This is a genomic window from Trichococcus pasteurii (assembly GCF_900112935.1).
Lineage (GTDB): Bacteria > Bacillota > Bacilli > Lactobacillales > Aerococcaceae > Trichococcus > Trichococcus pasteurii.
Map to the genome: position 1 here is coordinate 63,602 of NZ_FONM01000003.1, position 22,827 is coordinate 86,428.

Sequence of the window (22,827 nt, forward strand, 5' to 3'; positions counted from 1 at the left end):
TAAAGAAGAGGTATGTGTAAAATAGGAAAATGAAAAAATGATTACACGACGGTGTGAGGTTTTTTTGACTCTATAGCGAAAGAAGAGATGGTTTTTATGACAGTTGCTAAAGATTACATTGAAAAAGTCTATAAAAAGGTTGAAGATAGAGGCCCGCATCAAAAAGAATTCTTACAGGCGGTAAGAGAGTTGTTCGACACGATCGAACCAGCTTTGGAAAAGAATCCGCACTACATAAAATGGAACATTCTTGAAAGAATGGTAGAACCTGAACGCATTGTTTCCTTCCGAGTTCCTTGGATGGATGACAAAGGGGATGTCCAAGTCAGCAAAGGTTTCCGGGTCCAGTTCAATTCAGCTATCGGACCATATAAAGGCGGTTTGCGCTTCCACCCGACCGTCAACGAAAGCATCCTGAAATTTTTAGGTTTTGAACAAATCTTCAAAAACAGCCTGACCGGATTACCGATCGGCGGAGGTAAAGGCGGATCCGATTTCGATCCTAAAGGCAAATCCGATGCTGAAGTGATGCGATTCTGCCAATCCTTCATGACTGAGCTGCAAAGACATATCGGTCCTACTCTGGACGTCCCTGCTGGGGATATCGGTGTGGGCGGACGCGAAATCGGCTACATGTATGGTCAATATAAGCGTTTGAATGGCGCTGAGACAGGTGTTCTTACCGGCAAACCGGTCGTCATGAACGGAAGTTTGGCGCGCACAGAAGCGACAGGATACGGTTTGGTCTATTACACACAAGAAATGCTGAAAGCGAACGGAAAATCGTTTGCCGGCCAAAAAGTGGTGGTATCCGGAAGCGGAAATGTTGCTATCTATGCTATCCAAAAAGTTCATGAATTTGGTGGAACAGTTGTGGCTTGTTCCGATTCGAATGGCTATATCTACGATGAATCAGGTATCGATGTCGCTCTGCTTCAAGATATCAAAGAAGTTCGTCGTGAAAGATTGACTGCCTACGCTGCCGAAAAAGCGACAGCGGTGTATAAAGAGGGCAGCGTCTGGGACTTCGACCTGAATTATGATATTGCCTTGCCAAGCGCAACACAAAATGAGATCGACAAAGACCAAGCTGAAAGATTAGTCAAAGCAGGCGTTTATTGTGTCAGTGAGGGCGCAAACATGCCGAGCACTTTGGAAGCTGTGGAAATCTATGCGGACAATAACATTTTTTATGGGCCGGCTAAAGCAGCCAATGCAGGCGGAGTAGCGACTTCCGCGCTGGAAATGGCTCAGAACAGTGCCCATAGCCATTGGACTTTCGAAGAAGTCGACGGCAAGCTGCAGGAGATTATGGCAAACATCTTTAAGACAGCTGAAAAAACAGCTGAAGAATATGGCATACCGGGCAACTATTTGGCGGGTGCCAACATCGCAGCGTTTGTGCAAGTTGCTGACGCCATGATTTATCAAGGTTTGGTTTAAAAAAATTCAGCACAAATTTTTACAAAAAAAGGTCATTTCTTAATTGAAATGGCCTTTTTTCTTTGTTTTTGAGAGGGTTGAGCCTGGGTTTTAATCGTATTTTCATAGTGGCGAGATTGTGATTTCGTGAATGAATGGAACGGCAGGGTATATTCCGCGAAAAAATAACAAACTGGTTATGAAAAGGTGCAGAAAATGGTTATCCAGAAAGAGGTAGTCATAATAAATAGACTGTTATACTTTTGAAAGCCCATTCCATCAATGAATCGCATATTTTTTAAAAACAGTTTCCAGGGTTAATTGATACAGTTGTTTTGCGTCTGATTGTGACAATCTGCAAACATACATAATTAAAATGAATCAATAAAGAAACATCAAGATAATGATCCTGCTCGTTAAACAGTGAACAAAACCTTTTTGTTAAACGCTTACAATTAAGTAGCAATCGATATTATGTGCACAAAAAGTGAAAACTGTCCTTTTGTCTTGCATATATTTCGGATGCGTGGTAAATTATTCATGTAACAACTGTGAATTGATACAGTTGAAATCATCTGTATAAACCTCATCGGCAGAGATGAAATATCAAGGGAATAGAGAGGAAAGTGTTAGCATGGCTACAAAACAAACAAAAATCGACATTGACGCATTATTAAGCAGCACGAACACAGATTTTCGCATGGTCCAAATCATGGACGAAGAAGGGAATATTGTGAACCCTGAACTTATGCCAGATCTTTCTGATGAACAATTGGTTCAATTCATGACAGATATGGTATGGTCCAGAATTTTACATGAACGTTCAACTGCGTTGAATCGTCAAGGTAGATTAGGCTTCTATGCACCGACAGCCGGTCAAGAAGCAAGCCAATTAGGAAGTATTGCAGCAATCGACAAGGAAGATGTCCTGTTGCCTGGTTACCGCGATGTTCCTCAATTGGTCAAACATGGTTTGCCATTATCACAAGCTTTCCTATGGTCAAGAGGCCACGTGGATGGCAATAAATATGCAGCTGACCTGCAAGCTTTGCCTCCTCAAATCATCATCGGCGCACAATACGTGCAAGCTGCAGGTGTTGCATTAGGCTTGAAGAAACGCAACAAGAAAAACGTAGTCATCACATATACTGGTGATGGAGGAAGTTCGCAAGGAGATTTCTATGAAGGAATCAACTTTGCCGGATCCTACAAAGCACCTGGCATCTTTTTCATCCAAAATAACGGATGGGCGATCTCAACTCCTCGCCACGTGCAGACAGCTGCTCAAACTTTGGCGCAGAAAGCTGTCGCAGCCGGAATTCCTGGTATCCAAGTGGATGGAATGGACATCCTTGCTGTTTATGCTGTCACTAAAAAAGCAAGAGAATATGCTGTTGCAGGCAATGGCCCTGTATTGATCGAAACAATCTGCTACCGCTTTGGTCCGCATACTTTATCAGGTGACGATCCAACACGTTACCGTGACACTGCTGAATTGGAAGGCTGGCAAGCAAAAGACCCGTTGATCCGCATGCGCAAATTCTTGACGGCAAAAGGTCTGTGGTCTGAAGAAAAAGAAAATGAAGTAATCGAATCAGTCAAAGAAGAAATCAAAGATGCCATTAAGGAAGCTGACCAAGCGCCTAAACAAAAAGTATCTGATTTCTTGAAGAGCATGTTCGAAGAACCGAATCAAACTATGGCAGAACAAATCGCGTACTACGAAGCAAAGGAGACTAAATAATCATGGCACAATTAACTATGATCCAAGCCATCACTGATGCGCTTGCAATTGAACTTGCAAACGATCCAAACGTTTTGATCTTCGGAGAAGACGTTGGTAAAAACGGCGGTGTATTCCGTGCAACACAAGGACTTCAAGAAAAATTCGGAGAAGACCGCGTGTTTGATACTCCTTTAGCTGAATCCGGTATCGGTGGTTTGGCATTCGGTTTGGCCTTGGAAGGTTTCCGTCCCGTTCCGGAAATCCAATTCTTCGGTTTCGTGTTTGAAGTAATGGATACAGTCGTAGCACAAGCTGCCCGTACACGTTACCGCATGGCAGGAACGCGTAATCTTCCTATCGTTTTCCGCTCACCTTTCGGTGGCGGTGTGCATACACCGGAATTGCACTCGGATAACTTGGAAGGCTTGATGGCTCAATCGCCAGGTTTGAAAGTGGTTATCCCTTCCAACCCATACGATGCAAAAGGTTTGTTGATCTCCGCTATCCGCGATAACGATCCAGTTGTGTTCTTGGAGCACATGAAATTGTACCGTTCATTCCGTGAGGAAGTTCCTGAAGAAGCGTACACTGTTCCTATCGGCAAAGCTGCCATCACAAAAGAAGGATCTGACGTGTCTGTCATCACTTACGGCGCAATGGTCCGCGAAGCAGTAAAAGCTGCAGAAACACTTGAAAAAGAAGGTATTTCGGTTGAAGTAATCGATTTGCGTACGGTTGCTCCACTTGATGTTGAAACGATCATTGCCTCTGTACAAAAAACAGGCCGTGTCGTAGTAGTCCAAGAAGCACAGCGTCAAGCTGGTGTGGGTGCAATGGTCATGTCCGAAATTTCTGAACGTGCCGTTTTATCGTTAGAAGCTCCTATCGGACGTGTAGCCGCTCCGGATACTGTCTTCCCATTTGGTCAAGCAGAAAACATTTGGTTACCGAATGCTACTGATATCGAGAATAAAGTAAGAGAAACTTATCATTTCTAAGAGCTGAAAGCTTGAACAAATACAATTCCATACCCTATAGAATTGTATTTGTTCGCTTTTGTGCGTCGGAAATCCAAAAATAGACAAATGAAGGGAAGTTAGGAAAATGTCTTTTAAATTCAAGTTGCCTGCTCTAGGTGAAGGTATCATGGAAGGTGAAATCGTTTCTTGGTCAATAAAAGAAGGCGACACCATCAATGAAGATGACACATTATTGGAAGTACAAAATGATAAATCAGTCGAAGAAATCCCATCCCCAGTAACCGGGAAAGTCTTGAAGATCGTTGCTCCAGTAGGTACGGTCGCAGTCATCGGTGATGTGTTGGTAGAAATCGATGCTCCAGGTCATGAAGAGGAAGGTTCTGCGGCACCTGCAGCAGCGACAGCCTCAGCAGCGTCAACTCCAGCAGCTCCAGCAGCTTCAACTGGCGGACTGTTCCAATTCAAATTGCCAGCATTGGGCGAAGGTATCATGGAAGGCGAAATCGTTTCTTGGCCTATCAAAGAAGGCGATATGATCAATGAAGATGATACATTGGTTGAAGTGCAGAACGACAAATCTGTTGAAGAGATCCCATCTCCTGTGACAGGTAAAGTAGTCCGCATCGTTGCGCCAGTAGGTACAGTAGCGGTCATCGGTGATGTATTGGTGGAAATCGATGCACCTGGTCAAAATGGTCCGGCGGCAGCAGCTCCAAAAGCAGCACCGGCAGAGGCAGCGGCTTCAAATGCGCCAGCATCAACAGGCGTGGTTGCGGCAGCAGCGAACCCTAACAAACAAGTCTTGGCTATGCCATCCGTCCGTCAATACGCACGCGAAAAAGGCATCGACATCACTTCTGTTGTACCGACTGGAAAAGGCGGACGCGTACTGAAGGAAGATATCGATAACTTCAGCGGAGTGGCTCCAGTGGCAGCAAAAGCTGTAGCTCCAGCAGTCCAAGCTCAAGCTTCAGCACAAGCGGCAGTCCAAGCGGCTCCTGTAGCAGCTGCTCAAGCGACACAAGCGGCAGCGCCAGCGCAACCATTCACTTCCAATATGGGCGAAGCGGAAACGCGCCAAAAAATGTCTCCGACAAGAAAAGCGATTGCGAAAGCAATGGTCAACAGCAAGCATACAGCGCCTCACGTAACCTTGTTTGATGAAGTAGAAGTGTCCAAATTATGGGATCACCGCAAAAAATTCAAAGATGTTGCTGCAGCACAAGGAACGAAACTTACGTTCTTGCCATACGTCGTTAAAGCTTTGGCAGCTACAGTACGCGATTTCCCTATCTTGAACGCATCCATCGACGATGCAGCTCAAGAAATCGTATTGAAAAACTACATCAACATCGGTATCGCTACTGACACCGACAATGGTCTATACGTACCGAACGTTAAAGATGCAAATACAAAAGGCATGTTCAAAATTGCCGATGAAATCAACAACATGGCAGCACAAGCCCACGACGGCAAATTGGCAGCTGCGGATATGAGAAATGGTTCAGTAACAATCAGCAACATCGGTTCTGTTGGCGGCGGGTTCTTCACTCCGGTCATCAACTACCCTGAAGTAGCCATCCTTGGTGTTGGGACGATCGCGCAACAAGCTATCGTCAATGCAGAAGGCGAGTTGGCAGTCGGTCGCGTAATGAAACTTTCATTGAGCTTCGACCACCGTATCGTTGACGGCGCAACTGCTCAAAAAGCAATGAACAACATTAAGAGATTATTGGCTGATCCAGAATTATTATTGATGGAAGGGTGAGAATAGACAATGGTAGTAGGCGATTTCGCAGTTGAATTAGATACAGTTGTTGTAGGGGCGGGACCTGGTGGCTATGTAGCTGCCATCCGCGCTGCACAATTAGGACAAAAAGTAGCAATCATCGAAAGAGAATGGATCGGAGGCGTTTGTTTGAACGTCGGTTGTATCCCTTCAAAAGCCTTGATTTCTGCTGGACATCATTATCAAGAAGCTTTGGATTCCTCCGTTTTCGGTATCACAACTGAAAATGTGAAACTGGACTTCTCGAAAACACAAGAATGGAAAGACAACAAAGTCGTCAAAACATTGACTTCCGGTGTTGAGTACTTGTTGAAGAAAAACAAAGTTGAAATCATCCGTGGGAATGCATTCTTCAATGACGGAGAAACATTGCGTGTCTTCACCGAAGATGCAGCACAAACGTATACTTTCAAAAATGCGATCATCGCTACTGGTAGCCGTCCGATCGAAATCAAAGGTTTCAAATTTGGCGGACGCGTCATCGATTCCACTGGCGGATTGAATTTGACCGAAGTTCCTAAGAAATTAGTCATCGTCGGTGGCGGTGTCATCGGTACTGAACTGGGCGGAGCGTATGCTAACCTAGGCGCTGAAGTGACTATCCTTGAAGGATCTCCACAAATTTTGCCGACATTCGAAAAAGATATGGTCAAGTTTGTTGAAAAATCGTTCCAAGAAAAAGGTGTTACAGTCGTCACGAAAGCAATGGCTAAAGAAGCCGTCGACAACGGAGACAGCGTAACAGTCAAATATGAAGCAAACGGTAAAGAAGAAGTTATCGAAGCTGACTACGTAATGGTTACTGTCGGCCGCCGTCCAAATACGGATGACTTGGGTCTTGAAGTAGTCGGAGTTGAAATGACTGATCGTGGGTTGGTTAAGGTCGATAATCAAGGCCGCACAAATGTAAAACACATTTTTGCGATTGGCGATATCGTTCCTGGTGCTGCCTTGGCTCATAAAGCCAGCTATGAAGCTAAAATTGCTGCTGAAGCTATTGCAGGACATCCTTCTGCAGTTGATTACCGTGCTATGCCAGGGGTTGCCTTTACGGATCCTGAATTAGCGACCATCGGCTTCACTGCTGCTGAAGCGAAAGACAAAGGACTGGATGTAAAAGCATCCAAATTCCCATTGTCAGGCAACGGACGCGCATTGTCGTTGAACCAGACAGAAGGCTTTGTCCGTTTGGTTACGACAAAAGAAGATAACGTGCTGGTCGGCGCACAAGTAGCCGGCGTGAATGCCAGCGAAATCATCGCTGAGCTTGGTTTGGCGATCGAAGCTGGAATGAACGCTGAAGATATCGCGTTGACGATCCACGGTCATCCATCGTTGTCCGAAACAATCATGGATGCTGCCGAATTGGCTTTGGGCATGCCGATCCACATCTAATTCCAAAATAGTCACATGTAGAGAGAATCCGGACCCGGATTCTCTTTATTTTTTTTGTCATGTATAATATAGTAGAAACAGGAATCAGATGGAGGTAAGAATATGCAACATTACGACTATCCGTTCGAAGTGGAGTGGTCCAAAGAGGAAATCGTCAAAGTCATCTCTTTGTGGAATGCTGTCGAGCGAGCTTACGAAAGTGGAATCAGCAAAGAAGAATTTATGCAGGCTTACCGTGAATTCAAAACGGTGTTGCCTTCTGTCGGCCAGGAAAAGAAATACGGCAATCAGTTCGAAAAAGAATCAGGATACTCTTTGTACAAAGTGCTGCAGGAAGTAAAGAAAAGCGAAAAAAACAAAATCTTCCTGGGAAAGCATTAAATGACTGGATAAGCCGCAGATAGAATTGCGGCAGAAGGGAGGGGCCGATTGGATCAGATCGATAAAAGACACAGCCTGATCAAGTCTTGGTTGCATGAAGCTGCAGACTTGCTGCGGGAATCGTTCAACAAGGAACTTGAAATTAAAGAAAAAACATCGCGAACGGATCTGGTGACAAACATGGATCGGGAAATCGAGGTGTTCCTGTATGAAAAAATCACCGAGCATTTCCCGGATGAGCGCATTTTGGGAGAAGAAAGTGTAGGGCATGATATACGGGATTTGGAAGGGATAGTTTGGATCATCGATCCGATCGATGGCACCCTCAATTTCATCAAGCAGAGAGCGAATTTTGCCATCATGATCGGTATCTATGAGGATGGTGTCGGCCATTTGGGTTATATTTATGATGTCGTCAGGGACGAGCTCTATTTTGCGATCCGGCATAACGGGGCTTTTTGCAATGATCGGAGGCTGCCGCTAGTTGAGGAACTGCCGTTATCGGAAGGATTGGTCGCAATCAGTAACCGATTGGTTGTCGCAGATGCGGATGAAGCACGCAGAATCGCCAAAAACAGCAGTGGCTTGCGCGTCAATGGCTCGGCCGGCTTGGAAACAGCTTGGGTTGCATCAGGTAAATTGGTAGCTTATATCGCTCCTTCCCTGGCGCCATGGGACATCGCTGCCGGAATGGTCATAGCTGAAGAGGTGGGCTTGGTCTATAGACAAGTAACTGGAGAAAAAATAAACCTGCTCCAGAATAATGCGGTGATTGTCGCCAACAGCCATGCTTTTCAGGAGATCCGGAACGAATGGCGATGAGTGTCAGAACCTCATTAAGATTAAAATAAAGTGGACAAGATACAGAATGATGTATTTTGTTCACTTTTTTTTGGTTAACGAAAGATGTCAGTATTTATGACATGAAAAGGCATGGTTTAAACGATTTTATTCACTTGTGTTGAAAAAAGAAATTACTTTTCTCAGAAAGAGAATTAGATTAAAAACAATAAATGTGAGAAAAATTCGAAAAATGATAAAAAAATGAGTATATAAGAGCTTTTTTAATAATGGTTGATGAGGGCGAATCTCATTTTAGGAGCGATCGGACGCGGCCTTCTCATTTTTTCTAATGAAAAACCTTACAAATTCATGTAAGGTTTTTCTGATTGTTCTCGCGTGCTTGCGGTATTTTTTTTATTTAAAACATTTACATTTGATTAAATTATGGTTATAATTTTCGTATTCAGTGAGTTGAATGTGAAACAGATGATAAATGGGGGTTATACAATGTCAGATTTTAATCAAAATGCCATAGCTTCTTTTAGTTTAAATGGTCATCAGTATGAATACTATAAATTAAAAAAATTAGAAAACAATGAAAAAATAAAAATTGCAAAAATGCCTTACTCGATTCGAGTTCTGCTTGAGTCGTTGTTACGTCAAGTGGGAGAAAGCGGCATCAAGGAAGAACATGTTGTCACTTTATCTAACTGGAGTGCAACTGAAACGAATGAAGGCGAAATACCTTTCAAACCATCCCGCGTTATTCTGCAGGATTTCACAGGGGTGCCGGCAGTCGTTGACTTGGCTTCCTTAAGAAAGACGGTCCATGATTTAGGCGGAGATCCAGCACTCATCAATCCGGAAGTGCCTGTTGACTTGGTCATCGACCACTCCGTACAAGTCGATAACTTCGGATCCCCGCAAGCCTTGATCGCGAACATGAAGATGGAATTCCTGCGTAACCAGGAACGTTACCAGTTTTTGAGCTGGGCCCAAAAAGCCTTCGACAACTACCGCGCTGTACCGCCTGCTACTGGGATCGTCCACCAAGTCAACATTGAGTATTTGGCATCCGTCGTCACAGAAAAAGCGATTGATGAAAACAGAAGCTTAGTTTTCCCTGATACTTTGGTGGGAACGGATTCCCATACGACGATGGCAAATGCACTAGGCGTATTGGGCTGGGGAGTCGGCGGAATCGAAGCGGAAGCGAGCATGCTTGGCGAACCTTCCTTCTTCCCTGTTCCTGAAGTAGTGGGTGTACGCTTCATCAATTCATTGCAAGAAGCAGCGACAGCAACTGACTTGGCCTTAAAAGTCACTCAGAAATTGCGTGAAATGAAAGTAGTCGGTAAATTTGTTGAATTCTTCGGTCCTGGGTTGACTTCCATGACTTTGGCGGACCGTGCGACAATCGCCAACATGGCGCCTGAATATGGTGCAACTTGCGGATTCTTCCCAGTTGACGATGAAGTTATTAACTACTTGACGCTGACTGGCAGAGATGAAAAACACGTCGCGATCGTTGAGCAATACGTCAAAGCCAACGACCTTTACTACAGCGTTGAAGATCCTGAACCGGAATATACGACTGTTGTTGAAATCGATCTGAGCACAATCGAAGCGAATGTTGCAGGACCGAAACGTCCTCAAGATCTGGTGCCTGTATCAAAATTAAAAGAAGATTTCCAAAGATCCCTGGTTGCGCCAAAAGGCAATGCCGGATTTGGATTAGCCGAAGATGAAACAGAAAAAGAAGTTTCGCTGATCCTTGATGGAGAAGAAGTGAAGATGAAGACAGGCGACATTGCAATCGCGGCCATCACTAGCTGTACGAACACATCGAATCCATACGTAATGTTGAGTGCCGGATTATTGGCGAAACGAGCAGTGGAATTGGGACTGAACGTTCCGAAATATGTCAAGACTTCGTTGGCACCCGGTTCAAAAGTAGTTACTGCTTATTTGGACAATGCCGGTTTGCTGCCTTATCTGGAAGAACTGGGCTTCAACACTGTCGGCTATGGCTGTACGACTTGTATCGGGAATTCAGGGCCGCTTTTGCCTGAAGTGGAAGAAGCAATCAAAAACAATGACTTATTGGTTTCAAGCGCACTGAGCGGAAACCGTAACTTTGAAGGGCGCATCCACGCATTAGTCAAAGCCAACTACTTGGCATCGCCGCCATTGGTAGTCGCTTATGCTTTGGCCGGTACAATGAACATCGATTTGAAAACCGAGCCGATCGGTAAAGGAAAAGACGGTCAACCCGTCTACTTAGCGGATCTGTGGCCGGAAAGACACGCTGTCGAAGCGATGATCCGTGATTTTGTGACTCCGGAGATATTCAAAGAGGAGTATCTGCATGTATTTGACGACAATGCTGAATGGAACGCGATCGAAACGAATGACGATGCTCTTTACCAGTGGGAAGAGGGATCAACTTACATAGCGAATCCACCGTTCTTCAATAATTTATCGCCGGAACCAAAAGCTATCGAATCTTTGAAGGAATTGGCAGTATTGGGTAAATTCGGTGATTCGGTAACGACCGACCACATTTCACCGGCAGGAAGCATCGGCGTCAACACACCAGCCGGAGAATATCTGTCTTCTAAAGGCTTAGGTGTCCGTGATTTCAATTCATACGGCGCAAGACGCGGAAACCATGAAGTGATGATGCGCGGTACGTTGGCGAATATCCGAATCCGCAATCAACTTGTTCCTGCTAAAGAGGGTGGTGTAACAATCTTCTGGCCGACAGGCACAGAGATGAGCATCTATGATGCATCGGAAAAATACCGTGAAAACGGTACTGGATTGATCATTCTTGCGGGGGATGACTATGGAATGGGCTCCTCGCGTGACTGGGCTGCCAAAGGTGTCAAACTACTTGGAGTCGAAGCGGTCATCGCCAAGAGCTATGAAAGAATCCACCGTTCGAATCTTGTGATGATGGGCGTGTTGCCTTTACAATACCAAGCAGGTCAAGATGCAGAAAGTCTAGGACTGGACGGATCGGAAAAGATCACAATCGATTTGAACGATAGTGTCGGCATCCATGCCGAAATTCCTGTGACGGCAGTCAAATCAGATGGTCAAGAAATCAAATTCACGACCATTGCCCGTTTTGATTCTGAAGTAGATATGACTTATTACCGTAACGGAGGCATCCTGCCGATGGTGATCCGTAAAAAAATGGGGCTTGCTTATTAAGCAGCAAGCCATCCAATTTGCTGAAGAGAGGTTTTTGAGAGGAGAGAAAAATCATGGAAGTACATAAAGGATTAGCAGATGTTGTCGTATCAGAAACCTCCCTAAGCGCAATTGTTGAGGGACAATTATCCTTCTCAGGATATAATATCGACGAATTAGTGGAAAAAGATGCATCGTTTGAGGAAATCATCTTTTTGTTGTGGAATTCAAGAATGCCTAGCCGGGAAGAATTTGCGCAGTTGCAGCACGATCTTCACACGCATATGGCCTTATCTGAAAGTGTCATTGCTTGCCTGAAAATACAGTGCCGCCAGAATCTGCACCCTATGAGTGTATTGCGCACGACAGTCTCACTATTGGGTGTGTTCGATCCGTACGCGGAAGAGATGGACGAGCGTTCTGTCTATATTCAAGCAATCTCGATACAAGCAAAAATTCCGACGATAGTAGCCGCATTCGCCCGATTACGCAAAGGTTTGGATCCGATCGCGCCACGCGAGGACCTTTCGTTCGGAGCCAATTTCCTGTACATGTTGACAGGTGAAGAGGCGAATCCGGATTTGGTCAGAGCGTATAATCATTGTTTGGTACTCCATGCCGATCACGATCTTAACGCATCAACCTTTACTGCACGCGTTGCAGCCTCCACATTGACGGATGTCTATTCTTGTATCACGGGTGCCATCGGAGCTCTCAAGGGTCCTTTGCACGGCGGAGCAAATGAGCGCGTATTCGATATGCTCTCCGAAATCGCTGAATCGGACACCAGGGATGTTGCCGGCTACTTGAAAACAAAATTGGACAATAAAGAAAAAATCATGGGATTCGGTCACCGTGTCTACAAAACGGAAGATCCCCGCAAGAAACACCTGAAACGCATGGCTAAGGAATTGACGCAGGAATTCGGAAAAGAAGATTTATATGATCTTTCCTGCGAAGTAGAGGACTATCTATTGAAGGAAAAAGGATTGATTCCGAATGTGGATTTCTACTCTGCTACTGTTTATCACTGCTTCGGGATAGAACACGACCTCTTCACGCTGTTGTTTTCGATGAGCCGTGTTTCCGGGTGGTTAGGGCATGTGTTTGAGCAAAAACGTGAAGCAACGTTGATCCGTCCGCGTTCAAAATATGTGGGACCCGTTAATCTGACTTACATCCCTTTGTCTGAAAAAGAAACTATTGGAGGTAATGCGCAATGACACTTGGCGAAAAAATTGTTATGAATGAAACAGGTTTGCATACACCTGATTTTCCGATCATCCCTTTCATCGAAGGGGATGGCATCGGTCCGGAAATTTGGCAAGCATCCAAAAAAGTATTCGAAGCCGCAGTTGAGAAAGCCTACGGCGATTCCCGTAAAGTAGTCTGGAAAGAAGTGCTTGCAGGAGGAAAAGCTTTTGATTTGACCGGTTCTTGGTTGCCTGATGAGACCATGGATGTCATCCGTGAACATTTGGTGGCCATCAAAGGACCGCTGACGACACCGATCGGCGGAGGGATCCGTTCCTTGAATGTCGCTTTGCGCCAGACATTGGACCTTTTCGTTTGCCTGCGTCCTGTCCGTTATTTCGAAGGCGTTCCGACACCATTGAAAGAACCTGAAAAAACCGATATGGTCATCTTCCGGGAAAATACCGAAGATTGCTATGCCGGAATCGAATTCGAAGCGCAAAGTGAAGAAGCGAAACGAATCATCGAGATTCTGCAGACCCAATTCGGCGTGGACAAAATCCGCTTCCCTGAGACATCGGCAATCGGCGTCAAGCCGGTTTCGATCGAAGGGTCGGAACGCTTGATCCGCAGCGCTATCCAATATGCATTGGAAAATGGTCGCACTTCCGTGACGTTGGTCCACAAAGGCAACATCATGAAATTCACGGAGGGCGGTTTCAAGAAGTGGGGCTATGCCTTAGCGGAACGCGAATTTGGCGATAAAGTCTTCACTTGGTCCCAATACGATGCCGTAAAAGCTGCGGACGGCAGAGCGGCAGCGGATAAAGCTTATGAAGATGCTGTTGCGGCAGGCAAGTTGATCATCAAAGACCGGATCGCGGACATCTTCCTGCAGGAGATTTTGATGAACCCTGAGAACTATGATGTCATCGCGACCTTGAACCTGAACGGTGACTACATTTCCGATGCGTTAGCTGCTCAAGTGGGCGGAATCGGGATTGCGCCAGGAGCGAACATCAACCAGAACACAGGTCATGCCATTTTTGAAGCAACACACGGTACTGCACCGGAATATGCCGGTTTGGATGAATTGAACCCGTCATCGGTGTTGTTGTCAGGCGCTATGTTGTTCGATTACATCGGTTGGAATGAAGTCAGCGACTTGATCACCCGTGGAATCGAGAAGACGATCGCGAACAAAACGGTCACACGCGATTTCTATTATCTGATGAAGGATGAAGCTGCCCAAAAAGTCAGCTGCTCTGGATTCGCGGAACTGGTCATCGAAAACATGTAGGAACCAATCAAAAAAAGCAGAGGCATAATCATTCGGGATTATGTCTCTTTTTGCGGAATTACCCATAATGGAGATCGGGCCCATGAATCCAAGCGGGCCATGGCAGTTGTGGCAGAGGGGCAGCCGAAAGAAAAAGTTTTTTAAGAAAGCCGTTACATTGAACTTTTTTCTTTCCAAATGGTTCTGGAGGTGATAGACTGGACAAGTTGATAGTTGTCTTCATGAGTTTTCAGCGGGTTTTCACCTATTCCGCAAACGAAAGCTGATGGGAAGTTCAAATTCAGAATTGTGATCGACTATATAATGGCAGTAGCAGTTGGCATATCAAACAGCAGTGAAAAACAAGTAAACATTTTGGAGGAAAACAACAAATGGAATTTAGAAAAGATATTCGTAATGTTGCAATCATCGCCCACGTTGACCATGGTAAAACAACATTAGTAGATGAATTGTTGAAACAATCGGATACATTGAATGCTAGAACCGAGCTTATGGAACGCGCAATGGACTCCAACGATCTTGAAAAAGAACGCGGAATCACAATCTTGGCGAAAAATACAGCCGTACAATACAAAGGCACGCGCATCAACATCATGGATACACCAGGGCACGCGGACTTCGGTGGAGAAGTAGAACGTATCATGCGTATGGTTGATGGTGTAGTGCTTGTTGTCGATGCTTACGAAGGTACGATGCCGCAAACGCGTTTCGTATTGAAAAAAGCTTTGGAGCAAAAACTGATCCCTATCGTCGTAGTAAACAAAATCGACAAACCGACTGCCAGACCGGCTGAAGTTGTGGATGAAGTCCTGGAATTATTCATCGAATTGGGCGCTGATGACGAACAATTGGAATTCCCGGTTGTCTATGCCTCTGCAATGCATGGTACTTCAAGCATGTCAGATGATCCAACTGAACAAGAAGACACAATGGATAACGTTTTTGATGCTATCATCGAACACATCCCGGCTCCAATCGACAACTCTGCTGAACCATTACAATTCCAAGTAGCTTTACTTGACTACAGTGACTTTGTTGGCCGTATCGGTATCGGACGCGTATTCCGTGGCACAATCAAAGTTGGGGACCAAGTATCCTTACTTAAATTGGACGGCACATTCAAGAACTTCCGTGTATCAAAACTGTTCGGCTACTTTGGTTTGGACCGCATCGAAATCGAAGAAGCAAAAGCGGGCGATTTGATTGCCATTTCCGGTATGGAAGATATCTTCGTTGGTGAAACAGTGACTCCTGTTGATCATCGTGAAGCTTTGCCGGTTCTGCACATCGACGAGCCTACATTGCAAATGACTTTCCTTACAAACAACTCTCCTTTCGCAGGCCGTGAAGGTAAATGGGTCACTTCCCGTAAAATCGAAGAGCGTTTGATGAAACAATTGCACACTGACGTATCATTGCGTGTTGATCCTACCGACTCTCCTGATGCTTGGATCGTTTCCGGACGTGGCGAATTGCATTTGTCCATCCTGATCGAAAACATGCGTCGTGAAGGCTACGAATTACAAGTATCCCGTCCAGAAGTTATCATCAGAGAAGTTGATGGCGTAAGATGCGAGCCGTTTGAACGTGTTCAGATCGACACCCCTGAAGAATACATGGGTTCCGTAATCGAAACAATCAGCCAACGCAAAGCTGAAATGCAGGATATGCAAAACAGCGGTAACGGCCAAGTCCGTATCATCTTCCTTGTTCCGTCACGTGGATTGATCGGTTACTCTACTGAATTCTTATCCATCACTCGCGGATATGGTATCATGGCGCATACGTTTGAAGCGTACTTACCAGAGTTGCCAGGAAAAATCGGCGGACGCAGCAAAGGCGCGCTTGTATCAACTGAAACAGGCAAAACAACAACCTACGGCATCATGGGCGTAGAGGATCGTGGAACGATCTTCATCGAACCTGGTGTGGATATCTACGAAGGTATGATTGTCGGCGAAAACGCCCGCGACAACGATATCGCTGTTAACATAACAAGAGCGAAACAAATGACAAATATCCGTTCTGCAAACAAAGATTCCACTAACGTGATCAAACGTCCGCGCACATTGACGCTGGAAGAATCGCTTGAATTCATGGGAGAAGATGAATATTGCGAAGTGACACCTGAAAGTGTACGTCTGCGTAAACAAATCTTAGACAAAAATGAACGCGAAAAAGCTGCTAAACGCAAGAAAAAAGCAGAATAATCCGACAGTAAGTTCTGGAAAAGGGTCCTTGGCAACCATTGCCTCGGGCCTTTTTCTCTTCAATCCGCCAGAAAAACCCGGCCTCAAGGGATGATAGGGGCATGCCCGATAAGCAGGCTGGCGATGAATGGCTGTAGGCGTCAGCCTATTTGTTTGGTATAATAAGCCAGAAAGACCATACAATTTTTGTATCAACCGCATGGACTGCGGGGTAGTTCAAGATATAAGGAATTAACTTTTGAGGGGAGGAATTAAAATGGATAGCATCAACAAAACAACTGCTTTGGAAATCTTGATGCAGGATGCTGAAAAGATCTACAAATTAATCAATAGCCAAAAAGAACACCTCTGCTTTGCGAACTGTCCAGCCTTCGAGGATGTGGTGGATACGCAAATGTACGGATTCTCCCGTGAAGTCGATTATGCCGTGAAATTGGGAATCATCTCGAAAGAAGAGGGGCACAAGATTTTGAGTGATTTGGAGGCTTCTTTGAACGCCATGTACACGAACTATTTTGATCAATCGAAAAACGATTCCGCCGACAAAGGGGTTTAGTTGTCTACATGATTAAAAACGCAATCAAGAAAAAATTCTCCTATATGGATTGGCGCCTGCTGATCCCATACATCATCCTGTCTGGTTTCGGGATACTGATGGTCTACAGTTCCAGCAGCTATCGTGCCATGACGGATTACAACAATTCGGAACATTTCTTTTACCGGCAAATTTTATTCGCTGTCCTGGGGCTGTTCGGTGCGCTATTCGTTTCATTTCTCTCGAAGCGTCTGTTCAAAAACGACAAGCTGCTGCATTACGGACTGATTGTTCTTTTCGGCATTTTGGCTTATCTGCTGCTTTGGCCGGGCACCGCAACGAAGGGGGCACGCGGTTGGATCTATATTGGATCTTTTGGGTTCCAACCCGCGGAGTTCATGAAGTTGAATCTGATTCTGTACTTGTCCTGGTTCATTTCCCGCCACCAGAACCACATTAATGATAATTTTTATGAAATGATGAAGAAACCTCTCGCGATTACGGCTGCCGCAATCCTGATGGTCTTCCTGCAACCCGATCTTGGCGGTGCCGCCATCATTGCTTTCATCTGTCTCGTGTTGTTCCTTCACAGCGGCATCAAAGTCAAGTATGGGGTAATGACTTTTGGGGCTATCGGAGCGATATACGGATTGATCATCGTCGTGGTGAAAGCATTCGGAAGCAGCATCCCTTTCTTCCAGTCCTATCAGATGGAAAGGATCACATCATTCATCGATCCTTTTGCCGACATACAGGATTCCGGGTACCAAGTGGTGAATTCGTACTACGCATTGAGCAGGGGTGGCCTTTTCGGTGTCGGCATCGGTGAAAGCATCCAGAAGTCCGGCTATCTGCCGGAACCCCACACCGATTTCATCTTGTCCATCGTTGGGGAAGAGTTGGGCCTGATGGGCGTCGCATTCGTTTTGGTGCTGTTTTTCTATATGGTTTACCGCATTTTTAAGAATGCAATCAAAATCAAAGATCCGTTTGCCCAACTGGTCTGCATCGGAATCGGCACTATGTTCCTGGTACAGGGAGTCATCAATGTCGGTGGCGCGACCGGCCTGATGCCATTGACCGGAGTCACTTTTCCGTTCGTCAGCTACGGAGGATCCAGCCTGTTGGTATCGGCCGTTTCAATCGGACTGGTCAACAATATGTACATCAACGATCAGATTTCCAAACAACCAAAATAAATGAGAAAAAAGAGCCGGGTTTCTGGCTCTTTTTTGAATGGATGCTTCGATTCTTCACCCAGCGGTTGCCTCAGTGCATAAGCCGCCGGAAAGCTATTCGCATCGAGCCAAAATAGGGTATAATAGTATTTATCGTGGTATCCTTTGCCATATTGAACGATCAGAAGTCACAAGGAGGGATCGGCGTGAAATTTTCCATCAAAGTAGTGTCATTGTTCATTTTGTTCATTTTCATAGCTTATGCACTCCCTCTCTATGTGGACAATGGAGAACGAACCGCGCCGCCTTCAAGCATCGCGAGGAACGAGCAAGCGTCCATTGATGAAAATGAAGGGTATCCTTTGCCGGTGACCGGCTATGAATCCTACATCGGTCAGCCTATTGAAGCCTACACAGCCAAGCATGGGGAACCGATTCGCGTCGGTAAAGCCTACGGAGACAGTGAATGGTGGGTATTCGGGACAAATGCCGCGGACTACATCCAAATAGGCGTCAAGGAGGATATCATCCGCTCCCTCTATGTTTTGGGAAACAAAATAGAAACAGGCATGTACACAATCGGCATGACGCAGGAGAATGTACTCGATGAGGGTTACCTGGCGCGGGATTTTCAACTGACTGTCGGCGATACGCCGTATGAGTTGGTTCTATCGAAGAAACAAAAAGAACGGACGCCGTTGATTCAGTTCGAGAATGACAGCTTTGTGATTTTGCTGTTTGATGATGTGACGAAAACGGTTTATGGGATGTATTTCCTTTCGAATGAGGCGTTGCTGGATTTGGAATATTATTCCGTCGTCTCAGATGAAGACTATGAAAGCGAGCGTGACGACTGGGAACGAAGCGTTGCCGCAGATGAAGAAAATGCCCAACAAATCAAAAGCATATTGGGCGTACTGCGGGAACGCAGGGGCTTGGCGATGTTCCAGGAATCCGAAGAGTTGATCATGGCTGCGGGCGACCTTATGCCGAGTGAAGCAGCAATCAATGATTTTACGGCAGCATTCACTTTATCGGATCAACGCATCGAGAAAAAATTAGCGGAGGTTGCCCCCGATACGAGAACGGCCTTTGTTTTTGATGATGAGTGCTATAGTGTCCCTTCGCTCTTCCTGAAGCTGCTGCAAGAAGATAACGTCATTTTTGATGATTATCTGACGCGTTACGCCGTTACCGCCAATGAACATTACCAATTGATCCTTTTGAGCGAGCAGCCTATAGGTCCATAAAAAACGGTTGAGTCGCCCGTCGTTTCAAGCTATACTAAAAAGTAGACATCATCAACACACACGAGGCAGGGGAATAAGATGATCATCAATGAAGCGTACTTTGCGTTGGAAGACCAAACATTCCGGCTTGTGGAAGCAATCTGCGGCGGAGACACCATGTCATCTTATAAGGAAGCAAAGCGTCTTCTGTCACAAAATAAAGAGGCTGACGCCAAGATAAGAGCATTCCATGATGCGAAAGAGGCGTACGAACGGGTCGAAGCCTATCCTGACTTTGCACCGGATTACGCAGAAATCAAACAACGCGTTTACCAGGCGAAGCGGATCATGGACTTGGATGAATCCGTCTATCGCTTTCGGACAGCGGAACGTGAATTACAAGTGCTTTTGGACAAGGTTTCCGAGCGATTGGCACATGCCATTTCACCGAATATATTGGTTTCGGCAGGGGACCCATTTTTTCAATCAGGGGATTCAAACATGCCTGCAGCTTGTCAGATACATATTTCCAGTAGGGGGTAAACATATGAGTTTAGAAGTGACCAAAAGGCAGGGCATCGTCGTCTGGGTCTATACCTTGAGACAGATCAAAAATTTGAAAAGATACGGTTATATCCATTATGTTTCCAACAGAATGAAGTATGTTTTATTGTACGTCGACCTAGAAGAGGCACAAGCCACGGCAGAAAAATTAAACAGTCTGCATTTTGTCAGGAAAGTGGAATTGTCGCATCGTCCTGAAATCGACATGACCCTGAAGAATGCTCTTCCTGGCAGGAAAGATCGCAGTAATCCTGAAGCGGAATACAACGTGTCCGCTTTTGAAACGAAAACTTATTCTTTTTAGAATACATACCGAAATAAAAAATATTTGTTTGTAGGTGAGGACAGATGCGAGTTATCGCAGGAGAATACAAAGGACGCAGATTGAAAAGCGTTCCTGGCAGCAATACACGCCCAACGACGGACAAGGTCAAAGAGTCCTTGTTCAACATCATCGGTCCGTTCTTTGATGGGGGAATCAGCCTGGATATGTTTGCAGGCAGCGGCGGCTTGTCGATCGAAGCGGTTTCCCGCGGGATCGACAGAGCGGTGTTGTTCGAAAAGAACCGAAAAGCGCTTGATACGATCAAGGAAAACATCGATATCACGAAGGAACCGGAGAAATTCACTGTTTATGCAGGGGATGCGCGAAAAAATCTGCGCGTCTTCGCCTCGGAAAATCCGAAGACGCAATTTTCTTTGGTCTTTCTTGATCCGCCGTATGCTGAAGAAAAGACGGTGGCTGACATCACTGAAATGATCGCTTTGCAGTTGGTCAACGAAGAAACTATATTTGTCTGCGAAATGGCAAAGGAGAATACGCTGCCGGAACAGATCGGCCCTTACGGAAAATGGAAGCGTGCCGTTTATGGAACCATCGCTATCGAAATGTTCGACTACTATCAGGAAGGGTGATTCCATGGGGAAAACAGCACTATTTGCAGGGAGTTTTGACCCTTTGACAAACGGGCACATCGATACGATCTCCCGTGCAGCCATTGTTTTCGACGAAATCGTCGTTGCGGTGTCGACCAATACATCCAAGCAATCATTATTTGACGGTGAGCAACGGATTCAGTTGGTTGCCGAAGCTTTGTGTGACTTTCCGAAGGTCCGGGTCATCCGCCATACCGGTGGGCTTACAATCGAAATGGCAAGGGATGTCGGTGCCTGTGCGCTTTTGCGCGGGGTGCGAAACGTAAAGGACTTCGAGTATGAACACAGCATTGCCTCGATGAATAAGCTGCAGGCTCCCGATCTTGAGACGGTGATTCTCTTGTCTTCGGAAAACTATCGTTACCTCAGTTCCAGCCTGATCAAGGAAGTTGCGATGTTCGGCGGGGATGTATCTACCTTGGTGCCGGCCAACATCAATGCTGCTATCCTTCAGAAATTCAAGGACAGTGCGTTCAAGGGAAATAAAATTACGGAATGAATCGAACATTTGCATAAGATAAGGTTGGGAGAGGAGCCGCGGGTTCCTTGCCCAACCTTTTTATTTTAATGCCTTTCTGAGGAAATTATTACGGATGGCTGAATGTTTCTGTGCCTTTTCGCGTATGTTATCAATGGATGCGAAAGGAGGGATAGCTTGGATGCTATTCGGGAATGGTTTGCTTGCCATAAGCGGGAAGCAATCAGATTTGCCGTTTTGTTTTTGTTTCTTGCTGTTAGTCTCTTTGGATTAGGCAGATTGTTATACGGCAATACGGCAGAAACCAGCCCAGAGGAGTTGTTGTTGGATGAAACCTATCTGGCGGCAAGTTCTGCTGAGTCAAACCTGTCGCCGGAGCAGCCGGAAGAGGAGGAGCCGATCCGGGAAATCATCATCGTCGACATCAAAGGCGCCGTAAAAAAGCCGGGAGTATACCGAGCTGAGGCGGATATGCGTGTCATTGACATAATTGATTTGGCGGGTGGCTTGAGCGAAACGGCTGATGCCGACACAGTGAATCTGTCCCAGCGGGTTGCGGATCAGATGGTGATCTATATTCCTGCAATCGGGGAAGCATCCGAGCATCTTATTGCGGCGCCGGCAAATACGGTGGCCGAGCAAGAAACCGGCAACGAGGAAGCTGAAACCGATAAAGTGGACATCAATAGGGCAGATGCGGTGTTGCTGCAGACATTGAATGGGATAGGTGAAAAAAAAGCTGCGCTCATCATCGCGTACCGTGAGGAGAACGGCTCTTTCCAGACGATCGAGGAAATAATGGCAGTTTCAGGAATCGGTGAAAAAACCTTCGAGGGGTTTAAAGATCTAATCACGGTCGGAGCAAAATAAAATTGAATCAAGGGAGCGGCTCTTGTATACTTAATTTTATATATGGATGGAGGTAACTACTGCATGGAAAGAATTCCTTGGAATCAATATTTTATGGCACAAAGCGTGCTGCTCTCGCTGCGGAGCACTTGTAAACGTCTGGAGGTCGGTGCCACAATCGTCAGGGACAAACGCATCATAGCCGGAGGATACAACGGGAGTGTTTCCGGCGATGTCCACTGCATCGATGAGGGCTGCTATGTCGTGAACGGGCATTGTGTCCGCACCATCCACGCGGAAATGAATGCGATCCTCCAGTGCGCCAAATTCGGCGCCCAGACCGAGGATGCGGAAATATATGTAACACATTTCCCTTGTCTGCAATGCACGAAAATGATTTTGCAGGCCGGCATCAAGAAAATCTACTATTTGGAAGACTATCATAACGACTCCTACGCCATCCATCTTTTGGATGCAATGGACATTCCGTATGAACAAGTCCCCCTCGATCCGGATTATTTTTATCAATTGCTGAAACGAAAAGAACAATCAGATGATGGCTCTGCTGCTTGTTGCGGTCATCATGACGACTGACCATTAAAGGCTATCTGCTTTTGCCTGCCTTGTTCGTCTTCCCGGTAACCGTTATTGGGTTTGACAAAAATAATTTCTTTGCATGG

The 22,827-nt window shown here is 45.8% G+C and carries 20 protein-coding genes; all 20 read left to right on the top strand.

Annotated features, from left to right (window positions below):
- The first annotated feature begins 96 nt into the window (after window positions 1-96).
- Entirely contained in the window at window positions 97-1,443 is a 1,347-nt protein-coding gene (gene gdhA / locus BM184_RS04565) for an NADP-specific glutamate dehydrogenase (RefSeq protein ID WP_086941701.1), read from the top strand.
- A 613-nt stretch (window positions 1,444-2,056) separates the two neighbouring features.
- Window positions 2,057-3,166, top strand: a complete 1,110-nt coding sequence (gene pdhA / locus BM184_RS04570; RefSeq protein ID WP_086941700.1) for a pyruvate dehydrogenase (acetyl-transferring) E1 component subunit alpha — start codon at window positions 2,057-2,059, stop codon at window positions 3,164-3,166.
- Between the two features lie 2 nt (window positions 3,167-3,168).
- Window positions 3,169-4,146 (top strand): alpha-ketoacid dehydrogenase subunit beta, encoded by a 978-nt coding sequence (locus tag BM184_RS04575; protein WP_086941699.1) that lies wholly within the window; start codon window positions 3,169-3,171, stop codon window positions 4,144-4,146.
- A gap of 106 nt (window positions 4,147-4,252) precedes the next feature.
- Window positions 4,253-5,896 (top strand): 2-oxo acid dehydrogenase subunit E2, encoded by a 1,644-nt coding sequence (locus tag BM184_RS04580; RefSeq protein ID WP_086941698.1) that lies wholly within the window; start codon window positions 4,253-4,255, stop codon window positions 5,894-5,896.
- 9 nt (window positions 5,897-5,905) lie between these two features.
- On the top strand, window positions 5,906-7,312 hold the full coding sequence (lpdA, locus tag BM184_RS04585; protein ID WP_086941697.1) for a dihydrolipoyl dehydrogenase: 1,407 nt from the start codon (window positions 5,906-5,908) through the stop codon (window positions 7,310-7,312).
- A gap of 102 nt (window positions 7,313-7,414) precedes the next feature.
- Entirely contained in the window at window positions 7,415-7,693 is a 279-nt protein-coding gene (locus BM184_RS04590) for a UPF0223 family protein (protein ID WP_086941696.1), read from the top strand.
- Between the two features lie 48 nt (window positions 7,694-7,741).
- Window positions 7,742-8,515 (top strand): inositol monophosphatase family protein, encoded by a 774-nt coding sequence (locus BM184_RS04595; protein ID WP_086941695.1) that lies wholly within the window; start codon window positions 7,742-7,744, stop codon window positions 8,513-8,515.
- A gap of 468 nt (window positions 8,516-8,983) precedes the next feature.
- Window positions 8,984-11,695, top strand: coding sequence for an aconitate hydratase AcnA (acnA, locus tag BM184_RS04600; protein ID WP_086941694.1), 2,712 nt, complete (start codon window positions 8,984-8,986; stop codon window positions 11,693-11,695).
- A 53-nt stretch (window positions 11,696-11,748) separates the two neighbouring features.
- The gene (locus tag BM184_RS04605) at window positions 11,749-12,897 is read left to right on the top strand and encodes a citrate/2-methylcitrate synthase (RefSeq protein WP_086941693.1); all 1,149 of its coding nucleotides are present in this window, start codon (window positions 11,749-11,751) and stop codon (window positions 12,895-12,897) included.
- Complete coding sequence (gene icd / locus BM184_RS04610) at window positions 12,894-14,168, top strand: NADP-dependent isocitrate dehydrogenase (protein WP_086941692.1); 1,275 nt, start codon at window positions 12,894-12,896, stop codon at window positions 14,166-14,168. Before BM184_RS04605 ends, icd begins: the two co-directional genes overlap by 4 nt.
- 371 nt (window positions 14,169-14,539) lie before the next feature.
- The gene (gene typA, locus BM184_RS04615; protein WP_086941691.1) at window positions 14,540-16,378 is read left to right on the top strand and encodes a translational GTPase TypA; all 1,839 of its coding nucleotides are present in this window, start codon (window positions 14,540-14,542) and stop codon (window positions 16,376-16,378) included.
- 256 nt (window positions 16,379-16,634) lie between these two features.
- A complete protein-coding gene (locus BM184_RS04620) occupies window positions 16,635-16,934 on the top strand; it encodes a YlaN family protein (RefSeq protein WP_086941690.1) in 300 nt (99 codons plus the stop codon).
- A gap of 8 nt (window positions 16,935-16,942) precedes the next feature.
- Window positions 16,943-18,112 carry a putative lipid II flippase FtsW gene (ftsW, locus tag BM184_RS04625; RefSeq protein WP_086941689.1) on the top strand — a complete coding sequence of 390 codons (1,170 nt, stop codon included), beginning with the start codon at window positions 16,943-16,945 and terminating at the stop codon, window positions 18,110-18,112.
- 185 nt (window positions 18,113-18,297) lie between these two features.
- Window positions 18,298-19,341, top strand: coding sequence for a CAP-associated domain-containing protein (locus BM184_RS04630; RefSeq protein ID WP_177208534.1), 1,044 nt, complete (start codon window positions 18,298-18,300; stop codon window positions 19,339-19,341).
- A gap of 78 nt (window positions 19,342-19,419) precedes the next feature.
- Window positions 19,420-19,863, top strand: a complete 444-nt coding sequence (locus BM184_RS04635) for a YlbF family regulator (RefSeq protein ID WP_086941687.1) — start codon at window positions 19,420-19,422, stop codon at window positions 19,861-19,863.
- A 4-nt stretch (window positions 19,864-19,867) separates the two neighbouring features.
- Complete coding sequence (locus tag BM184_RS04640; protein ID WP_086628215.1) at window positions 19,868-20,188, top strand: YlbG family protein; 321 nt, start codon at window positions 19,868-19,870, stop codon at window positions 20,186-20,188.
- A 44-nt stretch (window positions 20,189-20,232) separates the two neighbouring features.
- A complete protein-coding gene (rsmD, locus tag BM184_RS04645; protein ID WP_086941686.1) occupies window positions 20,233-20,799 on the top strand; it encodes a 16S rRNA (guanine(966)-N(2))-methyltransferase RsmD in 567 nt (188 codons plus the stop codon).
- A gap of 4 nt (window positions 20,800-20,803) precedes the next feature.
- On the top strand, window positions 20,804-21,319 hold the full coding sequence (gene coaD, locus BM184_RS04650; RefSeq protein WP_086941685.1) for a pantetheine-phosphate adenylyltransferase: 516 nt from the start codon (window positions 20,804-20,806) through the stop codon (window positions 21,317-21,319).
- Between the two features lie 156 nt (window positions 21,320-21,475).
- Window positions 21,476-22,168, top strand: coding sequence for a helix-hairpin-helix domain-containing protein (locus BM184_RS04655; protein ID WP_245830524.1), 693 nt, complete (start codon window positions 21,476-21,478; stop codon window positions 22,166-22,168).
- Between the two features lie 63 nt (window positions 22,169-22,231).
- Entirely contained in the window at window positions 22,232-22,741 is a 510-nt protein-coding gene (locus BM184_RS04660) for a ComE operon protein 2 (RefSeq protein WP_086941683.1), read from the top strand.
- Window positions 22,742-22,827 lie beyond the last annotated feature (86 nt).